The organism is Williamsia sp. M5A3_1d, from assembly GCF_053345315.1.
In genome coordinates this window covers 187,903-209,556 of sequence record NZ_JBKEZX010000004.1, presented here as the reverse complement: position 1 = coordinate 209,556, position 21,654 = coordinate 187,903, and the positions used below count along the sequence as shown (strand labels likewise).

General features: G+C 70.6%; 20 protein-coding genes. 4 read left to right on the top strand and 16 right to left on the bottom strand.

The annotated features are described in order from the left end of the window. Positions 1-57: 57 nt before the first annotated feature. Positions 58-1,059 carry a bifunctional riboflavin kinase/FAD synthetase gene (locus ACLBW1_RS17870; protein WP_447813156.1) on the bottom strand — a complete coding sequence of 334 codons (1,002 nt, stop codon included), beginning with the start codon at positions 1,057-1,059 and terminating at the stop codon, positions 58-60. A gap of 162 nt (positions 1,060-1,221) precedes the next feature. On the opposite strand from ACLBW1_RS17870, the gene ACLBW1_RS17865 reads away from it, so the two are divergent. After that, positions 1,222-1,935, top strand: a complete 714-nt coding sequence (locus ACLBW1_RS17865) for a metal-dependent transcriptional regulator (RefSeq protein ID WP_447813609.1) — start codon at positions 1,222-1,224, stop codon at positions 1,933-1,935. 18 nt (positions 1,936-1,953) lie between these two features. On the opposite strand, the gene truB is transcribed toward ACLBW1_RS17865, so the two are convergent. From truB to rimP, 10 genes are all read right to left on the bottom strand, one after another. Beyond that, the gene (gene truB / locus ACLBW1_RS17860; RefSeq protein ID WP_447813155.1) at positions 1,954-2,901 is read right to left on the bottom strand and encodes a tRNA pseudouridine(55) synthase TruB; all 948 of its coding nucleotides are present in this window, start codon (positions 2,899-2,901) and stop codon (positions 1,954-1,956) included. Continuing rightward, the gene (locus tag ACLBW1_RS17855; RefSeq protein WP_447813154.1) at positions 2,892-3,560 is read right to left on the bottom strand and encodes a 4'-phosphopantetheinyl transferase family protein; all 669 of its coding nucleotides are present in this window, start codon (positions 3,558-3,560) and stop codon (positions 2,892-2,894) included. The genes truB and ACLBW1_RS17855 overlap by 10 nt, the downstream gene beginning before the upstream one ends. After that, entirely contained in the window at positions 3,557-4,552 is a 996-nt protein-coding gene (locus tag ACLBW1_RS17850) for a metallophosphoesterase family protein (protein ID WP_447813153.1), read from the bottom strand. Before ACLBW1_RS17850 ends, ACLBW1_RS17855 begins: the two co-directional genes overlap by 4 nt. Before the next feature lie 74 nt (positions 4,553-4,626). Continuing rightward, a complete protein-coding gene (locus ACLBW1_RS17845) occupies positions 4,627-5,985 on the bottom strand; it encodes an MATE family efflux transporter (protein ID WP_447813152.1) in 1,359 nt (452 codons plus the stop codon). Continuing rightward, a complete protein-coding gene (locus ACLBW1_RS17840) occupies positions 5,982-6,965 on the bottom strand; it encodes a DHH family phosphoesterase (protein WP_447813151.1) in 984 nt (327 codons plus the stop codon). The genes ACLBW1_RS17845 and ACLBW1_RS17840 overlap by 4 nt, the downstream gene beginning before the upstream one ends. Before the next feature lie 98 nt (positions 6,966-7,063). Continuing rightward, a complete protein-coding gene (rbfA, locus tag ACLBW1_RS17835) occupies positions 7,064-7,600 on the bottom strand; it encodes a 30S ribosome-binding factor RbfA (RefSeq protein WP_447813150.1) in 537 nt (178 codons plus the stop codon). Positions 7,601-7,861: 261 nt separating this feature from the next. Further along, positions 7,862-10,732 (bottom strand): translation initiation factor IF-2, encoded by a 2,871-nt coding sequence (gene infB / locus ACLBW1_RS17830; protein ID WP_447813149.1) that lies wholly within the window; start codon positions 10,730-10,732, stop codon positions 7,862-7,864. Positions 10,733-10,877: 145 nt separating this feature from the next. Then, the gene (locus ACLBW1_RS17825; protein ID WP_447813148.1) at positions 10,878-11,231 is read right to left on the bottom strand and encodes a YlxR family protein; all 354 of its coding nucleotides are present in this window, start codon (positions 11,229-11,231) and stop codon (positions 10,878-10,880) included. Positions 11,232-11,293: 62 nt separating this feature from the next. Beyond that, positions 11,294-12,310: a transcription termination factor NusA gene (nusA, locus tag ACLBW1_RS17820; RefSeq protein ID WP_447813147.1), complete on the bottom strand. Its 1,017-nt coding sequence runs from the start codon at positions 12,308-12,310 to the stop codon at positions 11,294-11,296. Further along, the gene (gene rimP, locus ACLBW1_RS17815; protein WP_447813146.1) at positions 12,307-12,948 is read right to left on the bottom strand and encodes a ribosome maturation factor RimP; all 642 of its coding nucleotides are present in this window, start codon (positions 12,946-12,948) and stop codon (positions 12,307-12,309) included. Before rimP ends, nusA begins: the two co-directional genes overlap by 4 nt. A gap of 181 nt (positions 12,949-13,129) precedes the next feature. Between rimP and ACLBW1_RS17810 the strand changes: the two genes are divergently transcribed. Together ACLBW1_RS17810 and ACLBW1_RS17805 are read left to right on the top strand one after the other, a co-directional pair. After that, entirely contained in the window at positions 13,130-13,765 is a 636-nt protein-coding gene (locus tag ACLBW1_RS17810) for a hypothetical protein (protein WP_447813145.1), read from the top strand. Next, complete coding sequence (locus ACLBW1_RS17805) at positions 13,762-14,196, top strand: ferritin-like domain-containing protein (RefSeq protein WP_447813144.1); 435 nt, start codon at positions 13,762-13,764, stop codon at positions 14,194-14,196. Before ACLBW1_RS17810 ends, ACLBW1_RS17805 begins: the two co-directional genes overlap by 4 nt. Here ACLBW1_RS17805 and ACLBW1_RS17800 read toward each other — a convergent pair. Continuing rightward, complete coding sequence (locus tag ACLBW1_RS17800; RefSeq protein WP_447813608.1) at positions 14,176-15,900, bottom strand: proline--tRNA ligase; 1,725 nt, start codon at positions 15,898-15,900, stop codon at positions 14,176-14,178. The two genes, ACLBW1_RS17805 and ACLBW1_RS17800, sit on opposite strands and share 21 nt — an antisense overlap. A 70-nt stretch (positions 15,901-15,970) precedes the next feature. On the opposite strand from ACLBW1_RS17800, the gene yaaA reads away from it, so the two are divergent. After that, on the top strand, positions 15,971-16,714 hold the full coding sequence (yaaA, locus tag ACLBW1_RS17795) for a peroxide stress protein YaaA (RefSeq protein ID WP_447813143.1): 744 nt from the start codon (positions 15,971-15,973) through the stop codon (positions 16,712-16,714). A 25-nt stretch (positions 16,715-16,739) separates the two neighbouring features. Here yaaA and ACLBW1_RS17790 read toward each other — a convergent pair whose 3' ends face one another. The 4 genes from ACLBW1_RS17790 to cobO form a co-directional block, all read right to left on the bottom strand. Continuing rightward, a complete protein-coding gene (locus ACLBW1_RS17790; RefSeq protein WP_447813607.1) occupies positions 16,740-18,164 on the bottom strand; it encodes an MFS transporter in 1,425 nt (474 codons plus the stop codon). Positions 18,165-18,317: 153 nt separating this feature from the next. Beyond that, positions 18,318-19,586 carry a uroporphyrinogen-III C-methyltransferase gene (gene cobA, locus ACLBW1_RS17785; protein ID WP_447813142.1) on the bottom strand — a complete coding sequence of 423 codons (1,269 nt, stop codon included), beginning with the start codon at positions 19,584-19,586 and terminating at the stop codon, positions 18,318-18,320. Further along, positions 19,562-21,040 carry a cobyrinate a,c-diamide synthase gene (locus ACLBW1_RS17780; protein ID WP_447813141.1) on the bottom strand — a complete coding sequence of 493 codons (1,479 nt, stop codon included), beginning with the start codon at positions 21,038-21,040 and terminating at the stop codon, positions 19,562-19,564. Before ACLBW1_RS17780 ends, cobA begins: the two co-directional genes overlap by 25 nt. Beyond that, complete coding sequence (cobO, locus tag ACLBW1_RS17775) at positions 21,034-21,651, bottom strand: cob(I)yrinic acid a,c-diamide adenosyltransferase (RefSeq protein WP_447813140.1); 618 nt, start codon at positions 21,649-21,651, stop codon at positions 21,034-21,036. Before cobO ends, ACLBW1_RS17780 begins: the two co-directional genes overlap by 7 nt. Positions 21,652-21,654: the final 3 nt, after the last annotated feature.

Genomic DNA, 21,654 nt, shown 5'->3' with positions numbered 1-21,654 from the left:
GCGCCGATCGGCCAGGCTACCAGCGCATTCGCACCCCACCCAAATCGTCGGGCGCGCTCAGTCCGCCAGCGCCTCGCGGGTCTTGATCACGTCGTCGTCCATCTGTCTGATCAACGGCTCCATGCCCTCGTACTTGACCATCCCGCGGATCCGTCGGACGAAGTCCACCGCGACGTGCTGGCCGTAGAGATCGGCGTGAGTGTCGAGGACGAACGCCTCGACCGTGCGGGTGCGCCCGGAGAACGTGGGGTTCGACCCCACCGAGACCGCCGCGCGGTAGCTCTCCCCCGGCACCACCTGTCCGACGACCGGCCCGGCACCGAGCACCGTGAACCACGCCGCGTAGACGCCGTCGGACGGGATGGCCGAATACATGGGCGGCGCGACGTTGGCGGTCGGATAACCCATCTCGCGACCCCGACCGTCGCCGCGCACCACCACTCCCTCGACCCGATGAGGGCGGCCGAGCGCCTCGGCGGCGGCCTCGACGTCACCCGCGGCGACGCACGAGCGGATGTAGGTGGAGGAGAAGGTGACCGACGGGCGGTCGGTGACACCGGAATCCGGGGCCGCGGCGCCCGCTCCCTCGCCGAGCAGCGAGACGGCGTGGACCTCGAACCCGAACGTGCGGCCCAGCGACGTGAGCACGTCGACCGTGCCCGCGGCCTTCTTGCCGAAGGTGAAGTTGGCACCGACCACGACATCGGCAGCGTGCAGACCCTCGACGAGCACCTCGTGGGCGAAGTCCTTCGGCGACTGCGCGGCGAGCACCGGCGTGAACGGCATGACACAGAAGACGTCGATACCGAGTTCCTCGGCCAGTTCGGCGCGCCGGGTGAGGGTGGAGAGCTGCTGCGGATGGCTGCCCGGACGCACGACCTCGGCCGGATGCGGATCGAAGGTCATCAGGACCGCGGGCACCCCGCGCTTCTTCGCGATCGAGGTTGCGGTGGCGATCAACTGGGCGTGTCCCCGGTGCACGCCGTCGAACACCCCGATGGTCACGACACATCGGCCCCAGCCCGCGGGGATATCGTCCAACCCTCGCCATCGCAGCACGGGGCCAAGCGTACGGGGACGCCCAACTGGGTACCAGACCCGCGTCCGGTCGGGGCACGACAGCGACTCCCGCGAGTGCTCGTCGGTGATCGAGTTGCCCTGCCCTAAGCTCGTGGGGTGCCTTCCACCGGCGGCGAGCCGAGCCGCGACGCCGCGCCCACCGTGACAACGGTCGCGAGCAGCGATGCGCCGACCACCCCCGTGACCGAACTCAGCTCGGTCACGCAGGATTATCTGAAGGTCATCTGGACCGCGCAGGAGTGGTCGTCGACGAAGGTGACCACCAAACTCCTGGCCGAGAAGCTCGCCGTGTCGCCGTCGACGGTGTCGGAGGCCGTACGCAAACTCGCCGACCAGGGCCTGGTGTCGCACGCCCGCTACGGATCGGTGACGCTCACCGAGTCGGGCCGCCGTGCCGCGGTGTCGATGGTGCGCCGTCACCGACTGATCGAGACGTTCCTGGTCCGCGAGCTCGGATACGGCTGGGACGAGGTGCACGACGAGGCCGAGGTGCTCGAGCACGCGATGTCGGACCGGTTCATGGAACGCCTCGACGCGAAATTGGGCCACCCGACGCGAGACCCGCACGGCGACCCGATCCCCGATCCCGACGGCGCGGTCCCGGAGTCGCCCGCGTGTCAGCTGGCCGACGTCCATCCCGGACGGTCGGGCCGGGTCGCGCGGATCGCCGACACCGATCCGGCGATGCTGCGGTACTTCGACTCCGTCGGCATCGCGCTGGACCGTCGCATCGAGGTCGTCGAGCAGCGTCCGTTCGCCGGGACGGTCGCGGTCGCGGTCGACGGTTCCGAACCGATAGACCTCGGCGACATCGCGACCCGGGCCATCTGGCTCGACATCCCGCCGGCTACCTGACCGAGGTTTCGACGCCGGTCAGCGCATCGTCGACGGGCGGACCACCATCACCGACGCCGCCCGTTTGCCCTTCTCCTCGAGCAGTCCGATCGCCCGACCGTGCCGGTCGACCGCCGCGTACACACCGCGCATCCCGATCGGGTCGAGCCACCGTCCGTTGCTCACCGTCTGGGCCTCGACGTCGTCGACGGGCCGGGTCGGGAACGCGAGGGTGACCGCGGCGTCGATGTCGAGAGTCGGCGTGGGAGCCGGATCGTCGACGATCGCCGCCAGCGGCGTGGCCTGCGAAAGGGTGAAGGGGCCGACCGCGGTGCGGCGCAGCGCGGTCAGGTGTCCCCCGACCCCGAGGGCGGCGCCGAGGTCGCGGGCCAACGACCGGATGTAGGTGCCCGAAGAGCAGTCGACCTCGACGTCGACGTCGAACCACTCGTCGTCGATCCGGTGGTCTCCGATGTCGAAGCGCGACACCGTGACCCGGCGCGACGCCAGCGCGAACTCCTCGCCGCTGCGGGCGCGATCGTGCGCGCGTCGGCCGTCGACCTTGATGGCGCTGACCGTCGCCGGGACCTGATCGATCTCACCGACGAAGGCCTCGACCGCCGCGGCGACGGCTGCGATGTCAAGGCCTGAGATGTCGGTCCGTTGGCCGAGCACGCCCTCGCGGTCGTCGGTGTCGGTGCCCGCTCCGAGTCGGATCGTGGCCGAGTACGACTTCGTGGTGAGCGACAGCAGACCGAGCAGTTTGGTGGCGCGCTCGAGACCGAGGACGAGGACCCCCGTCGCCATCGGGTCGAGGGTGCCGGCGTGTCCGACCTTGCGCGTCCGGAACGCTTTGCGGCACTTTGCGACGACGTCGTGGCTCGTCATACCGCCCGGTTTGTCGACCACGACGAGACCCGCGGCGGCGATGTGCGCGTTCTCCGCGCGATCGGGCCCGTCGGGGGACGTGTTCGGGTTCACAGACATATCGAGGTGACCACCAGTCCGTGTTCGATGCGCCAGCGACCGTCGAACGACTTCAGCGGCGGCCCGCCGTCGATCACGGCACCGTCGACGAGCAGTTCGGAGTGGAAGGTTCCCGCCGCGGTGACGCCGCCCCCGGCCGTGTCTCGCTCGAAGGTGATGTGTGCGTCCTCGAAACCCAGCCATCGCTCGGTCAGCGGGAACCACGCCTTGTACGTCGCCTCCTTGGCGCAGAACAGCAGTCGGTCCCAGTGGATGTCGCCCGACCGGGTGGCGAGCACGTCACGTTCGGCAGCGAGGGTGACGTGATCGAGGACTCCGTCGGGCAGTTCGCCGTGGGGTTCGGCGTCGATGCCCACCGACCGGCACTGCAGCTTGTAGGCGACGACCGCGGCGCGGTAGCCGTCGCAGTGGGTGAGGCTGCCGACCACACCGCGCGGCCACAGGGGTTGGCCCTTCTCGCCGCGCAGGATGGGGACCGGTTCCACCCCGAGGGTGCCCAGCGCGCGGCGAGCGAGGCCGCGCGCCGTGGTGAACTCCGACCGCCGTTTCTCGACCGCGCGCGCCACGAGCGAGATCTCGGCGGGCAGCAGTTCGAGGTCGTCGGGGTCGGCGAAGGCCTCGGCCGCCGCGACACCCGGCGCGAGAAGCTCGTCGATCACCGCGGTCCCCCCGTGTCGCGCTCGGCCCGGGCGGCGAGCCTGCGTGCCCGCGCCTCCCGTTTGGCGACGACACTCGCTTTGAAGGCCTCGGCGCGCTCGCGGTAGTCCGGCGGGAGGTCGAAGCGTGCACCGTGCTCGGGCAGGTGTTCCGGACGCAGTCCGCCATCGGGAACGATTTTGCGCAGCAACGGATCCGGGAGCCCGCGACGTTGCCATTCCCGCGGGTACCCGACCGAGACCTCCTCGAAGCGGACGTCGTCGTACCAGGTGGTCCGGGGGATGTGGAGGTGCCCGTAGACGCAGCATGCGGCGTTGTAGCGGGTGTGCCAGTCGTGGGTCAGCTCGCTGCCGCACCACAGTGCGAATTCCGGGTACATCAGGGCGTCGGTCGGTTCACGCCGCAGCGGCCAGTGATTGATGAGAATCGTCCGCTCCGACGGATCGATCGCATCGAGTCGGGTGCGCGTGCGTTCGATCCGGTCTCGCCCCCAGGCGTCGCGCGTGGCGAACGGCTCCGGCGACAGCAGGAACTCGTCGGTGGCGACCACGTCGTGCTCGCGGGCCAGCGCCAGGGCGGCGAACTTGTTGGTCGTGCCCTCGGGTCGGAACGTGTAGTCGTACAACAGGAACATCGGGACCACCCGCACCGGAGGGGTGCCGTCGCCGGGGTCGAACTGCGGATAGATCTCCTCGGGGGTGATGACACCGAGGTCGCGGCAGGCCTGCACGAGGTAGTCGTAACGGGCGACTCCGTGGATCTGCAGGGGGTCCTTGGCGGTGGTGTACAGCTCGTGGTTGCCCGGCACCCACACCACGGTCGCGAACTTGGCCTTGAGTCGCCGCAGCGTCTCGATGATGTCGTCGGTGCGCTCGGCGACGTCTCCGGCGACGATCAGCCAGTCGTCGGGGTGTTCGGGATGGATCCGGTCGAGCACCTCGTCGTTACCGCGGTGGCTGACGTGGAGATCGCTGATCGCCCACAGGGTCGGCACACAGACCTCCTCGTCCTACGCCCTTGTCGTCACGCCTCTGTCGGACGGGGACGATGTCAGAGTCTATCGACGCCTCATCGGATCTCCACGAGGGTCCATCGACCACCGGCCATCCGCACCGAGAGCGCCACGAGGCGGCAGAGCATGAACAGGGCGAGTCCGGTCCAGATACCGGCCAGTCCCCAGTCGAACACCAACGACAGCCAGATGATCGGCAGGAACCCGATGAGCGCACTCGCGACGGTCGTGGTGCGCAGATACGCGGCGTCGCCGCTGCCCAGGAGGACACCGTCGAGGGCGAACACCACACCCGCGACGGGCAGCATGCCGATGAGGAACCACCACGGCGTGTCCAGCGCGGCGAGGACGTCGGTGTCGTCGGTGAAGATCCGCCCCATCGGGGTGCGTGCCACCGCGAACACCGCCGCGACGGCGAGGGCGACACCGACCGAGACGACGGTGACCCGTCGGGCCACGACTCCCGCCGCCCTGACGGCGCGGGCACCCAGCGCGGCGCCGACGAGGGATTGCGCGGCGATGGCCAGTGCGTCGAGGACCAGCGACACGAAGTTCCACAGCTGCAACACCACCTGGTGTGCGGCGAGCGACGCGACCCCGAAGCGCGCGGCGACGCCCGCGGCGGAGAGGAAGCAGACCTGGAACGACAGGCTCCGCACGATGAGGTCGCGTGCCATCGACAACTGCGCGCCGATGACGCGACGACGGGGCGCGAGCAGAGCCGTCCACGGCTCGTCGGGCGCCGACCGTCGGGCCGCGACGACGACCTGTCGCGCGAACAGCACCCCCGCCACCGACTGACCGACGACGTTGGCGACGGCGCTGCCGTGCAGTCCCATCTCGGGGGCGCCGAGCAACCCGTGCACGAGGATCGGGCACAACACGGCACTCAGCCCCAGACCGATCACCACGAAGACGACCGGCCTGCGGGTGTCCTGGACGCCGCGCATCCAGCCGTTGCCGGCCATCGACAGCAGGATGAGCGGGACACCGCAGACGGCGATCCGCAACCATCCGACGGCCTCGGTGTCGACGCCGTCACCGGGCGCGATCAGCCCGACGACGGTGGGGGCGGCGATGGTCATCACCACCGCGATGGCGATGCCGACCCCGACGGCGAGCCAGCTGGCCGCGACACCCTCGGCGATCGCCGCGCGCCGGTCACCCCGACCGAACATGCGGGCCGATCGGGCCGTGGTGCCGTACGACAGGAAGGTGAGCTGGGTGCTGACGACGCCCAGGATCAGCGATCCGACACCGAGCGCGGCCAGGGCGACGGCGCCGAGTCGGCCGACGACGGCGAGATCCTCCATCAGATAGAGGGGTTCGGCCACCAGGACGATCAGTGCCGACGAGGCCAGACGCAGGATGGTTCGCCCCGACGGGGGCGCGGCGGCGGTGTCCGAGCCGGTCACACCGCGGTGAGGAACTTCTCGATGACCTCGTCGGCCGGACCCGACGCGCTGAACCCCGCGGCGTGGGGGTGGCCGCCGCCGCCCTGGGAGCGGGCCAGCGGTACGAGATCGGTGTGCGAGCGTGCACGCATCGACACCGTCCACTCCTGCGGCGCGGCTTCCTTGAAGACCACGGCGACGTCGGCGTCGCCGACGGTGCGCACGAGGTCGATGACGCTCTCGGCCTCGTCCCAGTCGATGGCTGCGCTGCATCGGTGGTCGACCACCGCGTAGACCAGGCCGCTGCCGCCGAAAGCGTCGGGGACGAGCACCGCCGACTGCAGTGCCTCGGAGACCATCGTCAGCCACCCGAACTGGTGGGTGTCGAGCAGCGTGCGGGTCCACCCCTGGCCGTCGACACCGGTCTCGAGGAGGCGGGCCGCGAGCACATGGGAGTTGGGCCGGGCCCACCGGAACGACCCGGTGTCGGTGACGAGCCCTGCGAACAGGCAGGTCGCGATGTCGCGATCGACGGTCAGTTCGGCCTCGTCGAGGATGCCGAGTACGAGTTCGGCGGTGCAGTCGGCGGTGGGGTCGATCAGGTCGATGTCGCCGAACCCTCGGTTGGAGGCGTGGTGGTCGACGACGATCCCGGTGTCGGCGGCGAGGAGGACACCCGCGAGATCACCGAGGCGTTCGGCGCTGGCGCAGTCCATCGCGACGGCGACGGGATGACCGACGAGGTCGTCGGGTTCGACGATGAGCTTGGCGCCGGGGAGCGAGGCCAGCGCGTCGGGGAGCGGCCACGGGCCGGGGAACGCGACCTCCACATCGACCCCGGTCGCATCAAGTGCGAGTGCGAGTGCGAGGCCGCTGCCGATGGTGTCGGCGTCGGGACGGACGTGGCAGAGCACGGTGACCGCGCGGGCGTCGCGCAGGGCCGCAGCGGTGCGAGCCCGTGGCACGGTGAGTGCGTCGGTCGTCTGCCCAGATCCGCTCACACCTGCCCCGCTCACACCTGCCCCGCTCACATCTGTCCCGTCCGCATCGTCGTGCCCGGTACCGACCGGCGGCCTCGGCCGCCGCCCGGCCGCGCCCGTCACCGTCGGTCGGCCGCGTCCGGCCCATCGTAGTCAGCGGGGTCGGCGCCCTGCGGCGAACTCGCGTCCTCGGCCGAGCCGGGTGTGGTCGCCTCGTCGGCGATCGAGACGTCGTCGCGGTAGGGGTCGGGATCCCCGGCCGGGACGGCATCGCGGGCCTGGCGGGCCAGCATCTCGTCGTGCGCACGGGCGCGGGCGACGAGTTCCTCCATGTGCCGTGCGGTGTCGGGAACGGTGTCGAGGACGAATCGCAGCGTCGGGGTGAACCGGACGCCGGTCCCGGCGCCGACCTTGGAGCGCAGGAGACCGGTGGCGCGCGCAAGTCCGGCCGCCGCACCCTCGTAATCGGGTGCGACGTCGAGGGATTCGCCCATCACCGTGTAGTAGATGGTCGCGTCGTGGAGGTCGTTGGTCACCTTCGTGTCGGTGACGGTGACGAAGTTCAGCCGCGGATCCTTGATCTCCGAGCCGATCGCCGAGGCGACGATCGACGAGATCCGCTTGGCCATCCGTCGTGCCCGTGCCGGGTCGGCCATGAGGTCACTCCTTCGCGGTGGTGGGTTGTCCGCCGAGCCCGACGCCCGGGATCCCGTCGGTGCGGGACGCCCGGGCGTCGGGTGGTCGTGCTGTGCAGACGCGATCTAGGTGCGCGCCTTCTCCTGCAACTCGTAGGTCTCGATCACGTCGTCGACCTTGATGTCCGTCGACGACGGAATCGATTAACTACGCGCCTTCTCCTGCAACTCATAGGTCTCGATCACGTCGTCGACCTTGATGTCCGTCGACGACGGGACCGATCAACTACGCGCCTTCTCCTGCAACTCGTAGGTCTCGATCACGTCGTCGACCTTGATGTCGTTGTAGGTGATGGTGAGACCACATTCGTAGCCGTCGCGGACCTCGGTCGCGTCGTCCTTCTCCCGCTTGAGCGACGAGATGGTGAGGTTCTCGGCCACCACCACGTTGTCGCGCAGGAGACGCGCCTTGGCGTTGCGTCGCATGATTCCCGAGGTGACCAGGCAACCGGCGATGTTGCCGACCTTGGACGAGCGGAAGATCGCACGGATGTCCGCACGGCCGAGCTCGACCTCTTCGTAGATCGGCTTGAGCATGCCCTTGAGCGCGCTCTCGATCTCGTCGATCGCCTGGTAGATCACCGTGTAGTACCGGATGTCGACACCCTCGCGGTTGGCCAGCTCGGTGGCCTTGCCCTCCGCCCGGACGTTGAACCCGACGATGATCGCGTCCGACGCCGTCGCGAGGTTGACGTTGGTCTCCGTCACGCCACCGACACCACGGTCGATGACGCGCAGCTGCACCTCGTCGCCGATGTCGATGCCTAGCAGCGCCTCCTCGAGTGCCTCCACGGTGCCCGAGTTGTCACCCTTGAGGATGAGGTTGAGCTGCGACGTCTCCTTGAGGGCGGCGTCGAGATCGTCGAGGCTGATCCGCTTGCGGCTGCGTGCGGCCATCGCGTTGCGCTTGCGCGCATTGCGACGGTCGGCGATCTGGCGGGCGATGCGGTCCTCGTCGACGACGAGGAGGTTGTCGCCGGCGCCGGGCACCGAGGTGAACCCGATGACCTGCACGGGCCGCGACGGTGTCGCCTCGGCCACGTCCTCGCCGTGCTCGTCGACCATGCGACGCACACGTCCGTAGGCGTCGCCGGCGACGATCGAGTCGCCGACCTTGAGCGTTCCGCGCTGCACGAGCACGGTGGCCACCGGGCCACGGCCGCGGTCGAGGTGCGCCTCGATGGCGACACCCTGGGCGTCCATGTCGGGGTTGGCCCGCAGGTCGAGCGACGCGTCCGCGGTGAGCAGGACCGCCTCGAGGAGTGCCTCGATGTTGGTGTTCTCCCGCGCGGAGATGTCGACGAACATCGCGTCGCCGCCGTACTCCTCGGGGATCAGACCGTATTCGGTGAGCTGGCCACGGATCTTCTGCGGATCCGCACCCTCCTTGTCGATCTTGTTGACCGCGACCACGATCGGCACGTCGGCCGCCTGGGCGTGGTTGATCGCCTCCACCGTCTGCGGCATGACGCCGTCGTCGGCCGCGACCACGAGGATCGCGATGTCGGTCGACTTCGCGCCGCGGGCACGCATGGCGGTGAACGCCTCGTGACCCGGGGTGTCGATGAAGGTGATGAGCCGCTCGTCGCCGTTGAGCTCGGTGAGCACCTGGTAGGCACCGATGTGCTGCGTGATGCCGCCGGCCTCACCCTCGCGGACGTTGGCCTTGCGGATCGTGTCGAGCAGTCGGGTCTTGCCGTGGTCGACGTGACCCATCACGGTCACCACCGGCGGACGCTGCTCGAGCTCGTCCTCGCCGCCCTCGTTCTCGCCGTAGGTGAGGTCGAAGCTGTCGAGCAGCTCGCGGTCCTCGTCCTCCGGGCTGACGACCTGCACGACGTAGTTCATCTCGCCGCCGAGCAGCTCGAGCGTCTCGTCGTTCACCGACTCGGTGGCCGTGACCATCTCGCCGAGGTTGAACAGCGCCTGGACCAGCGCGGCCGGGTTGGCGTCGATCTTGTCGGCGAAGTCGACGAGCGACGCGCCGCGGGCGAGACGGATCGTCTCACCGTTGCCACGGGGCAACCGGACGCCACCGACGGCCGGTGCCTGCATCGAGTCGTATTCCTGGCGCTTCTGACGCTTCGACTTGCGTCCCTTGCGGGGCGCTCCGCCGGGACGACCGAAGGCACCTGCGGCACCGCCGCCACGGCCACGACCGCCACCACCGGGACGTCCCCGGAAACCACCGGGAGGTCCACCGGTCGGTGCGCCCGTGGGAGCGCCGCCGCCGCGGTAACCACCGCCACCGCCGCCGGGACGACCGCCCGGACCACCCGGACGTGCGCCGGGACCGCCGGGACGACCGCCCGGGGCGGGACGCGCCGAACGCGACGGCATCGCACCGGGATTCGGACGAGGGGGCATGCTGCCGGGGCTGGGACGGGGTCCGCCTGCGCCGGGAGCCGGACGCGGTCCGCCGGGACCGGCGGCCGGACGACCGGCACCGGGGGCGCCGGGCGCTGCCGGACGGGATGCCGGCGGCCGCGGGGCGGGCGCCGACGAGTACGGATTGTTGCCGACGCGGGGCGCGCGCGGGCCGGGCTTGGGACCGGCCGGCGTACGGGGGCCGGGAGCCGCAGGGGGCGCCTCGGTCGGGGCCGCCGACGCCGCGGCCGGGGCCTGCGGTGCAGGTGCCTCGGCGGCAGGGGTCGCCGCCGCGGGACGCGGTGCCGGGGTCGGTGCGGCCGGGGTGGGTGCCGACGGCGTGGGCGCTGTCGGGGTCGGTGCCGACGGTGTCGGGGCGGCCGGCGCAGGTGCCGCTGCGGCGGCGGCCGAGGCGGGGCTCGGTGCCGACGGCCTGCGGCCACCGGGCTTCGCGCCGGATCCGGGGGACGGCGCGGTGGTGGCCGCACCGTTCTGGGCTGCACCGCTCTGGGTCGTGCTCTTCTGGGCCGCACCGTTCGAACCCGACGGGGTCGACGCGCCTGCGGCGGCCGGGAACGACTCACGCAGTCGACGTGCGACCGGTGCCTCGACGGTGGATGACGCTGATTTGACGAATTCGCCCTGCTCGCTCAATCGAGCCAGGACTTGTTTGCTCGTGACGCCGAGTTCTTTTGCCAACTCGTGCACGCGGGCCTTGCCTGCCACTGCTCTCCTCACTTGGAGGTCGAGCGGGCTGCCCGCTGCGACCTCGGATTACGTTAGAAACGTGCTCATCGTGGGAACTTCACGGTGTGCTCATGTCTTCTGCCACCCGTTCTGCCGAGGACTCGCGTCCTCGGCTCTCGACCGGTCACCGATGTGACCGGCTCGCGCCTTCGGTCGTGATACGACCGTCTGTACTTCGCGTCCGGTCATCCCCGCTGTCGGCCATCTCGCGTTCGAGACGGTCGGCGTCGGCAATGAGTCCGGGCACCCTGAGCGCCGGTGCGAAGGCCTTGCGCCGCACCGCCGCCCGGACGCAGTCCGGACTGTGATGCAGCCAGGCACCGCGTCCCGGCATGGTCGAGGTCCGGTCGATCGTCACGATCGGCGCACCCTGCTCGACTGCTGCCACGACCCGCACGAGATCTGCGGCCGCGGCTCGCGTCCGACAACCGATGCACGTTCGCACGGGACCGATGGTCGTCAGCGCTTTTTCTACCATCGAAGAGTCTACCGCCCGCCGCAAATCGTCGGCGCCACGACACCGCGCCGGGGTGCGCGTCCTCAGGTGCGGTCCGAGGATCCGGCCGCCTCGACCTCGGCGTCGGAGCGGATGTCGATGCGCCATCCGGTCAACCGGGCGGCCAGACGGGCGTTCTGTCCCTCTTTGCCGATCGCCAGCGACAGCTGGTAGTCGGGGACGACGACGCGGGCGGCCTTGGCCACCGGGTCGACCACGGTCACCGACACCACCTTGGACGGCGACAGCGCGTTGCCGACGAACATCGCCGGGTCGGTGTCGAAGTCGATGATGTCGATCTTCTCCCCCGCCAGCTCGCTCATCACGTTCCGCACGCGCTGTCCCATCGGCCCGATGCAGGCGCCTTTGGCGTTGAGACCGGCGACACCGGTGTGCACGGCGATCTTCGAGCGGTGACCCGCCTCCCGTGCGACCGCGACGATCTCGACCGAGCCGTCCTCGATCTCGGGCACCTCGAGGGAGAACAGCTTGCGTACGAGGTTCGGGTGGGTGCGCGAGAGGGTGATCTGGGGGCCGCGGGCCCCGCGGGCCACGCCGACGACGTAGCACTTGATGCGGTCGCCGTGCTTGTAGGTCTCGCCGGGGACCTGTTCGGCCGAGGGCATGACGCCCTCGGTCCCGGTGGCCTCGCTGCCGATGCGGACGATGACCATGCCGCGGGCGTTGGCCCGCGAGTCCTGCTGGACCACGCCGCCCACGATCTGTCCTTCGTGAGCGACGTAGTCGCCGAAGTTCTTCTCGTTCTCCGCGTCGCGCAGACGCTGCAGGATCACCTGGCGTGCCGTCGTCGCGGCGATGCGCCCGAACCCCTCGGGGGTGTCGTCCCATTCGGAGATCAGCTGGTCGTTCTCGTCACGGGTCTGGGCCATCACCCGCACCGCACCGGTCTTGCGGTTCACGTCGATCCGCGCGTGCTGGGCGAAACCGTCGGTGTGGCGGTACGCGGTGATCAAGGCCGTCTCGATGGCGGTGATCACGGTGTCGATCGGGATCCCCTTGTCGGACTCGATCATCCGCAGTGCGGCGATGTCGATGTTCATGCGTGTCCTCTCGTGGCGTCTGGTGCCGCCTCGACGGAGTCGGATTGCGGTTCGGGCTGCAGGGGGTCGTCGGTGTCGGGTCCGGGCTCCTCCCAGACCGCGACCGGGGCGCGCACCTCGGTCTCCTCGGGCAGGCCGCACAGGAGGCGCTCCTCGCGGCCGGCGCGACCGAAGTCGACCTGCACCACCGCCTTGGCGACGTCGGTGACGGGCAGGGTGCGGACGGTGCTGCGACCGCGGTCGGTGACGACGATGTCGACGGTCGACTCGTCATCGGCGAACCGACCGACGCGACCGGTGACGGTGCTCCCGTCGGCGAGGTCGACGACGATCTTGCGACCCTGGGCACGGCGCCAGTGCCGTGGCCGGGTCAGTGGACGGTCGACCCCGGGCGAGGTGACCTCGAGGGTGTAGCGCAGTGCGCCCAGGACGGGTGGGTCGGCGGCGTCGAGCACCTCGGAGACGGCGCGACTGAGGTCGGCGAGCAACTCGAGGTCACCGCCCTGCTCGGAGTCGACGATCACGCGGACCACACTGCGATCGCCGGAGCGGTGGACGATCACGTCGTCGAGGTCGAAGCCCGCGTCACCGACGACCCCGGAGATCATGGCGCCGATCGCCTGGCTGTCATCCGCCATGAGCGCCTCCTCGTCTGAAGTTGTCGCGCAGAGAACCCGCGCGTCGTGCGAGAGGTGAGTTTACCCCGCCGCCAGGGGTGCTCCGGTCCACGTCGGACCGCCGTCGGCACCCCGACACCCGACGCGACCGACGACCGCGCCGCCCGTCGACACCGGCACCCGGCTGGCAGTATGAACGCCTGTGACCGACACCCCAACCCGTCCCCCGCGCGCCCGACCCGCCTCCGACCAGGTCGCGGCACCCCGTGTCGGCGGGGCCGTCGTGTCCCGTCGCGGGCTCCTGCGCACCACCGCGGTGGTCTCGACCGGTGCGGTCCTCGGCGCAGGGGCCCTCGCGGCCTGCGGGAGTGGCGCCGAGGTGACCGAGGACATGCGGATCGCGCAGCAACTGGCGCCGCTGTCGGTCGCGGCGTCGGTCGATGCCGCCGCGGCGACCGCGCTCGCCGCCCGCGCACCCGACCGTGCCGCGGCCCTCGCCGTGATCGCGGCCGAGCGACAGACCCACGCCACGCTCATCAACGACGAGATCGCCCGCCTGTCCCCCGACGTGGCGCGGCCGAGTTCGGCCTCGGGGGTGGTCGCCGATCCGTCGCCGGCCGCCACGACGGGCGCCGATGCCGCGTCACCGACATCCTCGGCGCCGTCGGTCACCGAGGCGGCCGCCGCGGTGACGTCCGTCGACGACCTGCGCGGACGCCTGAGCGATGCCCGGTCGGCCGCTGCGGGCCTCGCCGTGGCCGGTCAGGGATACCGCGCCGGGATGCTGGGCTCGGTCGCCGCCGCGCTGACCGCCGAGATCGAGGTGCAGCTCGCATGAGCGAGGCCACCGACGCCCTGGGTGCCGCCGTCGAGGCGGAGAACGCCGCCGTGTTCGTCTACGGCGTGGCCGTGGCATACGCGGCCGCGTCACGCCGCGACACGATCGCCGACTACACCGCCGAACACCGTTCTCGCCGAGACGAACTCGAAAGCCTGATGCTGGCGGCCAAGGTCACCGCCCCGCTGCCGGCCGCGGGGTACGTCCCGCCGGTGTCGATCACCGACCCGGTGACCGCGATCCGGGCCGTCCTCGCCGCCGAACAGGACTGCGCACGCGCCTACCGTTCGCTGCTCGAACGCGCCGACGACCGCTCGCAGCGACAGACCGGGGTCGATGCGCTCAGCGACTCCGCGCGACGGGCCGCGACCTGGCGTCTGGTGCTGCGGATCTCGCCGGCGACGGTCGCGTCACCGGGCACCCAGAGCTGACCGCACGTCGGCGACGGGCACCTCGCTGACCTCTCCGGTCGCACGGACCCGCACCTCCACGAGGCCGTCGACGAAACCACGACCGACGACGACGATGTAGGGCGTGCCGAGCAACTCGGCGTCCTTGAACTTCACCCCGGGTGAGGCCTTGCGATCGTCCAGCAGCACCTCACGTCCCCAGGAGTCGAGGTCGGCGGCCAGCTCCTGGGCGCCGGTGACGATGGCCGCGTCCTTGGCGTTGGCGATCACGATGTGGACGTCGAACGGCGCCACCGACTCCGGCCAGCACAGCCCCTTCTCGTCGTGGGTCTGCTCGGCGATGACCGCGACCAGCCGCGACACCCCCACGCCGTAGGAGCCCTGGATGAGACGGACGGGCTTGCCGTTCTCACCGAGCACATCGACCTCGAAGGCGTCGGTGTACTTCTGTCCCAGGGAGAAGATGTGCCCGATCTCGATGCCCCGCGCCGAGACCAGCGTGCCGGTGCCGTCGGGGGACGGGTCGCCGTCGCGGATCGCGGCGGCCTCCACCGTGCCGTCGGCGACGAAGTCGCGCCCGGCGACCAGCCCGACGACATGCTTGCCCTTCTCGTCGGCACCGGTGATCCAACTCGTGCCGTCGACGACACGGGGATCGACGAGATACCGGACCCCGTGGGCGATGAGTCCACGCGGACCGATGTAGCCCTTCACCAGGAACGGGTTGGCGACGAAATCGGCCTCGTCGAGCAGTTCGACGGTCGAGGGTTCGAACGACGCCTCGAGCCGCTTCATGTCGACCTCACGGTCACCGGGGACCCCGATGCCGACGATCTCGGGCTCCTTGCCCGGCACCACGACCTTCACCATGACGTTCTTGAGGGTGTCGGCGGCCGTCACGGGCCGGTCGAGGGTCTCGTTGGCCCAGTCGACGAGGGTCGCGATGGTGGGGGTCGATCCGGTCTCGTACACCGCCGCCTCGGGCTGTCCCTCGATGGGGATCGGCGGCGGGCTGGGGGTGACGACGGCCTCGACGTTGGCGGCGTAGCCCGATTCGGGCGAGCGGACGTAGGTGTCCTCCCCCACCTCGCTCTCGGCCAGGAACTCCTCCGACGCACTCCCGCCCATGGCCCCCGACGTGGCGGCGACGATGACGTAGCGGACACCGAGGCGGGCGAAGATCGCCTGGTAGGCCTCACGGTGGGCGGTGTAGGAGGCCTTGGTGCCCGCCTCGTCGAGATCGAACGAGTACGAGTCCTTCATCACGAACTCGCGTCCGCGCAGGATCCCGGCGCGGGGCCGTTCCTCGTCTCGGTACTTCGTCTGGATCTGATACAGCGTGACGGGCAGGTCCTTGTACGACGAGTACTCCCCCTTCACCAGCTGGGCGAAGAGTTCCTCGTGGGTGGGGCCCAGCAGCATGTCGGCACCCCGCCGGTCCTTGAGGCGGAACAGCGCGTCGCCGTACTCGGTCCAGCGGCCTGTCGTCTCGTACGGTTCACGCGGCAGCAGCGCGGGCAGCGAGATCTCCTGCGCGCCGATGCGGTCCATCTCCTCGCGCACGACGTTCTCGACCCGACGCAGCACGCGCAGGCCCAGCGGCAGCCAGCTGTACACGCCGGGCGCGACGCGACGCACGTAACCGGCGCGCACCAACAGCTTGTGGCTCGGCACCTCCGCATCGGCGGGGTCGTCGCGCAGCGTGCGGAGGAACAGGGTCGACATACGGGTGATCACGGGAAGTCAGCCTAGTTGCTCGCGAAGGCGGTGGCGCCTGCCGCTAGCGTGGGCGATCGTGTTGATCATCCTGCCGCCGTCGGAGACCAAGTCCGACGGAGGGCGTGGCGCCCCACTCGATCTCGGCGCCCTGTCGTTTCCCACGTTGACGCCGATCCGGGCGCGCCTCACCGAGGCATTGGTCGATCTCGCCGACGACCCCGAGTCCAGCGCCACCGCACTGGGTCTCGGTCGCACCCAGCTCGACGAGGTCGCGCGCAACGCCGCGCTGTTCACCTCACCGACCCGGCCGGCCATCGAGCGGTACACCGGCGTCCTCTACGACGCCCTCGACGTCGGGGGACTCACCCGAGCATCGAAGGCAAAGGCGCGCGAACGACTCGCGATCGGTTCCGCGTTGTTCGGCGTGGTCCGCGCGGGTGACCCGATCCCCGCGTATCGACTCTCCGCGGGGTCACGACTGCCGGGCGTCGGGACGTTGGCGTCGCAGTGGAAGCCGGACCTGTCGGCCGCGCTCGAGGGCCTCGAGACCGACATGGTCATCGATCTCCGGTCGGGTGGCTATCGGGCGCTGGGGCCGGTCACCGGGTCGATCGAGGTGACGGTCCTGACCGAGGACACCGACGGATCGCGCAGCGTCGTCAGTCACTTCAACAAGCACCACAAGGGTGTGATGGCGCGGACGCTGGTGACCACCCGACGGGCGGTGCGCGACATCTCGTCGCTGGCGTCGGTGGTGGCCGATGGTGGTCAGCGCACCGAGATCGCCTCCGACCGCGAACTGATCATCCTCACCGACTGACCCGAGCCCGTCGGCGGTGAGAAGGTCAGGCGGTGGTCTCGACCGGGCCGCCTTCGTTGGCGGCCTTCTGTGCCAACTGCCCCTCGGCGACCTCGTCGACGGTGAAGCGCATGAACAGCACCACCAGGCCGGTGAGCACCGCGATCCCCGAGGCGCAGATGAACGCGAGACCGTAGCCGTTGGCCAGGGCGTCGAGCTGGGCGGGGTTCATGTCCACGACGGGAGCGGTGGTGCCGCCCAACGACAGGGTCCGCGAGGTGACGATCGCGCCGACGATCACCAGACCGATACCGCCGCCGAGGTTCTGGCCGACCTGCACCATCGCGGTGACGGGGCCGACCTCGTTGACGCCGACGCCGGCGACCGCGGCGAGGGTGAGTGGGATCGATGCCACGCCGACACCGAAACCGATGACGATGACGGGCACGAAGATCGACGGGAAGTAGCTCGGCGACGACGTCGCGATACTGGCCGCGTAGAGACAGCCACCGAGGATGCATGCGCCGCCGACGACGACGATCCACCGGCACTGCACCCGCTGGGCCAGACGCGACGCAAGGAAGGCGCCGACACCGAGGCCGTACGCGAACGGCACCACGGCGAGACCGCTCTGCAGCGGCGTGTACTTGATGATCCCCTGCAGGAACAGGGCGATGTAGACCGCCATCGTCATGAGGATCGCGCCCGACAACAGGATCGACACCAGCGCCGCGACGCGACTGACGTTGCGGAACAGCGAGAACGGGAGGATCGGGTTCACGGCACGGCGTTCGACGAAGACGAACGCGATCCAGGCCGCAATCGCGAGCACGGCGGGGATCAGCACGATCGGGCGCACCCATCCGCCGGGTCCCTCGTTGACGGCGAACACCAGCAGCGATGCGCCCGCGGTCGCGAGGACGGCGCCGGGGACGTCGAGGGCGAGGCGGCTGCCCTGCGACTCGGTGAGGAAGACGACGGCCCCGACGACCACGAGGAGGCCGATCGGGACGTTGATCAGGAAGACCAGCCGCCACGACACCTCGGTGAGCGCGCCACCCACGATGAGTCCGGCGACCGATCCGATGCCGCTCATCGCGGCGTACACCGCGAAAGCCCGGCTCCGGGGTTTGCCGGGGGCGTAGGTGGTGGTCACCAGCGCCATCGCGGTGGGTGCGGCGACGGCCGCCGACGCACCCTGCAGGGCGCGACCGGCCACGAGACTCGCCTCGTCCCAGGCGAGGCCGCACAGCAGTGAGGTGATGGTGAACGCGGCGACGCCGAAGACGAACATCTTCCGCCGCCCGAAGGTGTCGCCGAGGCGGCCACCGAGCAGCATGAGTCCGCCGAAGGCGATGACATAGGCGGTGATGATCCAGTTGCCGCTGGACTCGCTCAGTCCGAGGGCGTCACGGATACGGGGCAGCGCGAGCGCCGCGACCGTGCCGTCGAGCACCACCAGCAGCTGCATGCCGCCGAGCACGAAGATGGGCCAGCCGAAGACACGGGATTGCCCGACGCTCGGCGCACGGGTCGTCGAATCGGCGGTCACGTCCTCCGACGCTACCGGTCGTCGGTCGTGGCGCGGAAATCCGACGGTGACGGGGGCGATCCGGCCGCGTCGTCAGCCACCGACGCGTCCCAGGGTGCCGCTCGCGGCGTCGAAGGCCGCGACCTCGCCGACGACCACGATCGCCGGCGGTTTCACCGCCTGCCCGCGTGCCTCGTCGGCCACGGCGGCGAGGGTGGAGGTGAGCCGGCGTTGCCCGGGCATCGAGCCCTGTTCGATCACGGCGACGGGGGTCCCGGGATCGCGGCCACCGGTGATCAGCGCCTCGGTGAACTGTTCGAGGCGTTCGACGGCCATCATCAACACCAGCGTGCCCCGCAGGCGTCCCAGCGCCGACCAGTCGACCAGCGATTCGGGGTGTCCGGGCGGCAGGTGCCCGGACACGACGACCACCTCGTGGGTGACACCGCGGTGGGTCACGGGGATCCCCGCGGCCGCCGGCGCGGCGATGGCGCTGGTGATGCCGGGCACAACCGTCACCGGTATGCCTGCTTGCACACACGCGGCGAGTTCCTCGAAGCCGCGCCCGTAGACGTAGGGGTCACCGCCCTTGAGACGCACGACGAATTTGCCCGCGCGGGCGTTGTCGACGAGGGCGTCGTTGATGGCCTCCTGCTTCATGGCCCGCCCGTAGGGCACCTTCGCCGCGTCGATGATCTCCACCCACGGGGCGAGTTCGGCCAACAGTGCGGGCGGGGCGAGACGGTCGGCGACGACGACGTCGGCCGCGGCGAGCAGTCGGCGACCACGGACGGTGATCAGCTCCGGGTCTCCCGGTCCGCCGCCGACGAGCGCGACACCCGCGGGGTGGCTGCCCTGCGACGGCGTGCCCAGCGACCCGTCGAGCAGCCCCTGCGCGATCTCCGAACGGATACGGGCGGATCGTCGGTGATCGCCCGACGCCAGGACGCCGATGTTGAGGCGGTCGTGCTGCACCGACGCCGGGGTGACCGCGGTTCCGCGGCGGGCGTCGTCGGCGCGGACGCAGAAGATGTGACGTTCCTCGGCCTCGGCGACGACCTCGGCATTCACCTGCGGGTCGTCGGTGCACGCCAGGGCGTACCAGGCGCCGGCGAGGTCGCCCGGACGGTAGGCGCGGGTGGTGACGGTGATGCCGGGGAACGACTCCACCGTCGGCGTGGGGTCGACGGCGATGACGTGGATGTCGGCGCCGCTCGCGGCGAGGGTGCCCAGGCGTCGCGACACCACCGATCCGCCGCCGATGAGCACGACCCGACGGCCACGCAGATCGAGCCCGACGAGGTAGTGCTCCTCGTCGGGGTGCGCGTCGCGCCCTGTCACGTCAGGGACTGATCCAGGCATGGCAGAACCGTACCGACGTCACCGGCGTGACGATCCTCACCCTCGGCGACCGCCGCGGCCGTCGCGACGAGTCGCGCCACCGAGTCGGGGGCGCCCGCGGGGTGGGTATGCAGATACGACGCGTGCACCGAGCCGCCGGCCACACCGTCGCGGCAGGCGACACCGGCCTTGCGCCAGGCCCAGGCGTGATCGACGGGACCGATCGCCTCGACGGTGCTGCGATGGAACTCGTGTCCGGTGATCCGGTCGCCGGCGGCGAAGAGCACCGAATCGCTCAGCGCGACCGCGTCGCGGTACCCCAGGGTCAGTCTCGGGCCGAAGTGACCGCGCACGTCGACCACACCCGCCATGGTGTGGCCATCGAGATCGTGTGCGAGATAGAGCAATCCAGCACATTCGGCGTGCACCGGACGACCGGCGCGCGCATGCGCGGCGACGTCGGAGAGCATCGGGGTGTTCGCGGCCAGGGCGTGGACGTGTTCCTCGGGGAAACCGCCCCCGATGATCAGGGCGTCGGTGCCCGGGGGCAGTCGGTCGTGCATCGGGTCGACCGTGACGACCTCGGCGCCGGCCGCGGCCAGCATCTCGGTGTGTTCGGCGTAGCCGAAGGTGAAGGCCGCTCCCCCGGCGACGGCGACACGCACCGGTCGGGTGGGTGCGGGCAGACGGAGTCGCCTGCGGGCGTCGGCGATCTCGTCGTCGGCCGACCAGGCGCTCACAGCCCGAGGTGTCCGGGCGCGGGCCGCGGCGACGACGGCGGACAGATCGGCGGTGGCCGCGACGAGCTCCGTCATGGCCGCGACGGCCGTCTGCGCGGCGCCGCCGTGTTCGGCGGCGGGGATGAGCCCCAGATGGCGGGACGGCACCACCAGTTCCGGTGCGCGGCGCAGCACCGCGAACACCGGCAGCCCGACACGATCACACGCCTGTCGCAGGACGTGTTCGTGGCGCGGCGAACCGACGCGGTTGAGGATGACCCCGCAGATGTCGACGTCGGTGTCGAAGCTGCGGAGTCCGTGCAGGATCGCGGCAAGGGTCTGGCTGTGCCCGGAGGCGTCGACGACCAGCACCACCGGGGCACCGAGCAGCGACGCGACATGCGCGGTCGAGCCGTGGGCGTGGCCCTCGGGCATCGCGTCGCCGCCGTCGATGTCGTCGGCGATGCGTCCGTCGAACAGGCCCATGACGCCCTCGACCACCGCGATGTCGCACCCGCGGGAACCGGCGGCGAACAGACCGGGGACGCGGTGGGCGCCGACGAGATTGGGGTCGAGGTTGCGGCCGGGGCGTCCGGCCGCGACCCCGTGGTAGCCGGGGTCGATGTAGTCGGGACCGACCTTGAACGGCGCCACACGGTGGCCGGCACGGGTGAGCGCGCCGATGAGCCCGGTGGCGACGGTGGTCTTGCCGCTGCCCGACGACGGCGCGGCGATCACGATGGCGGGGATCACCATTCGATACCCCGCTGTCCCTTGCGGCCGGCATCCATCGGGTGCTTGGTCTTCGTCATGTCGGTGACGAGGTCGGCAGCGGCGACCAGTGCGGCCGGGGCGCGGCGCCCGGTGATGACGACATGCTGTTTGCCGGGACGCTCCCGCAGCACCTCGAGCACCTCCTCGACATCGATCCATCCCCACCCCAGCGGGTAGGTGAACTCGTCGAGGACGTAGAAGTCGTGGGTCTCGGCGCGCAGGCGGCGGGCGATCTCGGTCCATCCGGCGCGGGCCTGATCGGCGTGATCGGCCTCAGCCTGGTCGCCGTGGCGGATCCACGACCACCCCGACCCCATCTTGTGCCATTCGACGGGGCCGCCCTGTCCGGTGCGGGCGTGCACCTCGCCGAGCGCGGTCATCGCGGTCTCCTCACCGACCTTCCACTTCGCGTTCTTGACGAACTGGAACACCCCGATGTCCATGCCGGCGTTCCACGCGCGCATCGCCATCCCGAAGGCCGCGGTGGATTTGCCCTTGCCGTTCCCGGTGTGGACGGCCAGCAACGCGGTGTTGCGTCGTTGACGTGTGGTCAGTCCGTCGTCGGGGACGACGGCGGGGATTCCCTGCGGCACGCG

Excerpts from the sequence above, each read along its gene's own strand:
- truB (WP_447813155.1), bottom strand. The coding sequence starts at position 2,901 with ATGTCTGTGAACCCGAACACGTCCCCCGACGGGCCCGATCGCGCGGAG.
- rbfA (WP_447813150.1), bottom strand. The coding sequence starts at position 7,600 with ATGGCCGACCCGGCACGGGCACGACGGATGGCCAAGCGGATCTCGTCG.
- ACLBW1_RS17825 (WP_447813148.1), bottom strand. The coding sequence starts at position 11,231 with ATGGTAGAAAAAGCGCTGACGACCATCGGTCCCGTGCGAACGTGCATC.
- nusA (WP_447813147.1), bottom strand. The coding sequence starts at position 12,310 with ATGAACATCGACATCGCCGCACTGCGGATGATCGAGTCCGACAAGGGG.
- rimP (WP_447813146.1), bottom strand. The coding sequence starts at position 12,948 with ATGGCGGATGACAGCCAGGCGATCGGCGCCATGATCTCCGGGGTCGTC.
- ACLBW1_RS17805 (WP_447813144.1), top strand. The coding sequence starts at position 13,762 with ATGAGCGAGGCCACCGACGCCCTGGGTGCCGCCGTCGAGGCGGAGAAC.
- ACLBW1_RS17800 (WP_447813608.1), bottom strand. The coding sequence starts at position 15,900 with ATGTCGACCCTGTTCCTCCGCACGCTGCGCGACGACCCCGCCGATGCG.
- ACLBW1_RS17790 (WP_447813607.1), bottom strand. The coding sequence starts at position 18,164 with ATGCAGCTGCTGGTGGTGCTCGACGGCACGGTCGCGGCGCTCGCGCTG.
- cobA (WP_447813142.1), bottom strand. The coding sequence starts at position 19,586 with ATGCCTGGATCAGTCCCTGACGTGACAGGGCGCGACGCGCACCCCGAC.
- ACLBW1_RS17780 (WP_447813141.1), bottom strand. The coding sequence starts at position 21,040 with ATGGTGATCCCCGCCATCGTGATCGCCGCGCCGTCGTCGGGCAGCGGC.